Source organism: Cupriavidus sp. R6-3 (genome assembly GCF_059772245.1).
In genome coordinates this window covers 1-2,771 of the sequence record NZ_JCBAJO010000384.1, presented here as the reverse complement: position 1 = coordinate 2,771, position 2,771 = coordinate 1, and the positions used below count along the sequence as shown (strand labels likewise).

The 2,771-nt window shown below is 69.5% G+C and carries 2 protein-coding genes and 1 pseudogene; all 3 read left to right on the top strand.

What is annotated here, in order from left to right; translation table 11 throughout:
* Nucleotides 1–507: pseudogene (locus tag AC6EI8_RS25830) on the top strand (ABC transporter ATP-binding protein); the annotation flags it as partial.
* Nucleotides 500–1,615: an ABC transporter permease gene (locus tag AC6EI8_RS25825; RefSeq protein ID WP_149317938.1), complete on the top strand. Its 1,116-nt coding sequence runs from the start codon at nucleotides 500–502 to the stop codon at nucleotides 1,613–1,615. The pseudogene AC6EI8_RS25830 and the gene AC6EI8_RS25825, both read left to right, overlap by 8 nt.
* 26 nt (nucleotides 1,616–1,641) lie before the next feature.
* Nucleotides 1,642–2,562, top strand: a complete 921-nt coding sequence (locus AC6EI8_RS25820) for an ABC transporter permease (RefSeq protein ID WP_150084128.1) — start codon at nucleotides 1,642–1,644, stop codon at nucleotides 2,560–2,562.
* Nucleotides 2,563–2,771: the final 209 nt, after the last annotated feature.

Sequence of the window (2,771 nt, the reverse complement as noted above, 5' to 3'; positions counted from 1 at the left end):
GACAATACGCTGCTGTCGCACCAGGACCCGCCCTATGTGCGGCGCGGCCTGGTCTCGCCGAAGGCGGCGGCCGGGCTCGCGGCCGCGATCATCCAGCGCTTTCGCGTCAAGGCAGGCGGCCCGGACGCGCTGGCGCGCAGCCTGTCGGGCGGCAACCTGCAGAAGTTCATCGTGGGCCGCGAGATCGAGAGCGGCCCAGGCGTGCTGATCGTCGCGCAGCCGACCTGGGGCGTCGACGTCGGCGCCGCCGCGCAGATCCACAACGAGCTGCTGGCGCTGAAGGCAACCGGCTGCGCGATCCTGGTCGTCTCGGAGGAGCTCGACGAGCTGTTCGCGATCTGCGACCGGTTGCACGTGATCGCCAAGGGGCGGCTGTCGCCGTCGATTCCGGTGGAAGACGCCACGCGCGAACAGATCGGCCTGTGGATGAGCGGGCTGTGGCAAGGCGGACCGGGCGGCCACGACGAAGGCCGGCATGACGTCGCGGAGGCACGCGTCCATGGCTAAATCGCTCGGCTTCGTCTTTCCCCTGTCGCTGGCCCCGCGCGGCCTGCCCTCGCGCCCGATGGCCTATGCCTCGCCGGTGATCGCGCTGGCACTGACCCTCGCTTTCGGCGCGCTGCTGTTCGTGCTGCTCGGCAAGGACCCGATGGCCGCGCTGAAGGTCTTCCTCGTCGATCCCGTCAAGGACAAGCGCGCGCTCGGCGAGGTGCTGCTGAAAACCGTGCCGCTGGTGCTGTGCGCGCTCGGGCTGTCGGTCTGCTACCGGGCCAACGTCTGGAACATCGGCGCCGAGGGACAGCTGATCCTCGGCGGCATCTTCGCCGCGGCGACGGTGCTGTGGTTCGATGTGCCGGGCCACCAGGCGAGCGCCACGAGCGGCACGGCGGTGCTCGTGCTGGCCTCGCTCGCCGGCATCGCCGGCGGCATGCTGTGGGCCGGCATCACCGCGCTGCTGCGCGACCGCTTCAACGCCAACGAGATCCTGGTCTCGCTGATGCTGACCTATATCGCGCAGCAGCTGATCCTGTACGTGGTCAACGGCCCGCTGAAGGATCCGCAGGGCATGAATTTCCCGCAGTCCAAGGTGTTCTCGTCCGAGTTCCTGCTGCCCAACCTGATGTCGGGCTCGCGGCTGCATGCCGGCTTCGTCGTGATGCTGGTGCTGGTGGCGGTGATGACGGTGTTCCTGTTCCGCAGCTTCGCCGGCTACCGGCTGCAGGTCGGCGGCACCGCGCCGTCCGCGGCGCGCTACGCCGGCTTCTCGGCGCGCGCCTCGCTGTGGATGGCGTTGCTGATCTCGGGCGGCTTTGCCGGGCTGGCCGGGGCCTTCGAGGTGGTGGGGCCGATCGGCCAGCTGCTGCCTTCGATCTCGCCGGGCTATGGCTTCACCGCGATCATCGTCGCCTTCGTCGGCCGGCTGCATCCGGTCGGCGCGGTGTTCGGCGGCATCGTGATGTCGCTGTTCTATATCGGCGGCGAGATGGCGCAATCGCGCCTGGGCCTGCCGTCGGCCATCGGCTGGGTGTTCCAGGGGATGCTGCTGTTCTTCCTGCTCGCCTGCGACAGCCTGATCGACCACCGCCTGCGCTGGCGCGCGGCGGCCGTCCGATAGTCCCCCGGCCCCCCACCGATATCCCCATGGAACAATTCGCTCCCCTTGTCGCCACCGCGATCAATGCCGGCACCCCGCTGCTGCTGGCCGCGCTGGGCCTCCTGATCAACGAACGCGCCGGCGTGCTGAACCTGGGCGCCGAAGGCATGATGCTGGTCGCCGCGGTGTTCGGCTTCATGGTCGGCTACCAGACCCAATCGCCGCTGCTCGGCTTCGTCGCCGGCGCGCTGGCCGGCATGGCGATGGCCACGCTGTTCGCCTGGCTGGCGCTGGTGCTGGCCACCAATCAGGTCGCCACGGGCCTGGCGCTGTCGATCTTCGGCACCGGCCTGTCGGCCTTCATGGGCCAGCGCTTCGTCGGCCATGCGATGCCCGCGCAGGGCAGCAAGGTGCCGGGCCTGGCCGACCTGCCCTTCGTCGGCCCGGCCTTCTTCCAGCATCACTGGATGGTCTATGTCAGCGTGCTGCTGTGCCTGGCGATCATGTGGTTCCTGTTCCGCACGCGCGCCGGGCTGACGCTGCGCGCGATCGGCGAATCGCCCGAGTCGGCGCACGCGCTCGGCTATCCGGTGCGCTGGATCCGTTTCGCCGCGCTGCTGTTCGGCGGCGGCTGCTGCGGGCTGGCGGGCGCCTACCTGTCGCTGGTCTATACGCCGATGTGGGTCGAGAACCTGGTCGCCGGACGCGGCTGGATCGCGCTGGCGCTGACCACCTTCGCCACCTGGCGGCCCGGCCGCGTGCTGGTCGGCGCCTGGCTGTTCGGCGGCGTGACGATCCTGCAGTTCTATCTGCAGGGCATCGGCGTCTCGGTGCCGTCGCAGATCCTGTCGATGCTGCCGTACGCGGCCACCATCGTCGTGCTGGCGCTGATCTCGCGCAATCCGGCGTGGATCCGCCTGAACATGCCGGCGTCGTTGGGACGGCCGTTCCGCCCCGGCAACGCCTGAACCGTTTCGATCGGCGGCGCGGCGAACAGGGGTCGCCGCGGGGCCGCGCCCGCCGTCTGCAAGCAGAGCCAACCCGCCTGGCATCCCGCATGCTTCCGCATATGTCCCGCATGCATTCGCACATTCAACACAAGGAGAAATCGATGAACGTCACGCGCAGGAAGTCCCTCGCGACGCTGGCCGCCACCACGCTGCTGGCGGTCGCCACG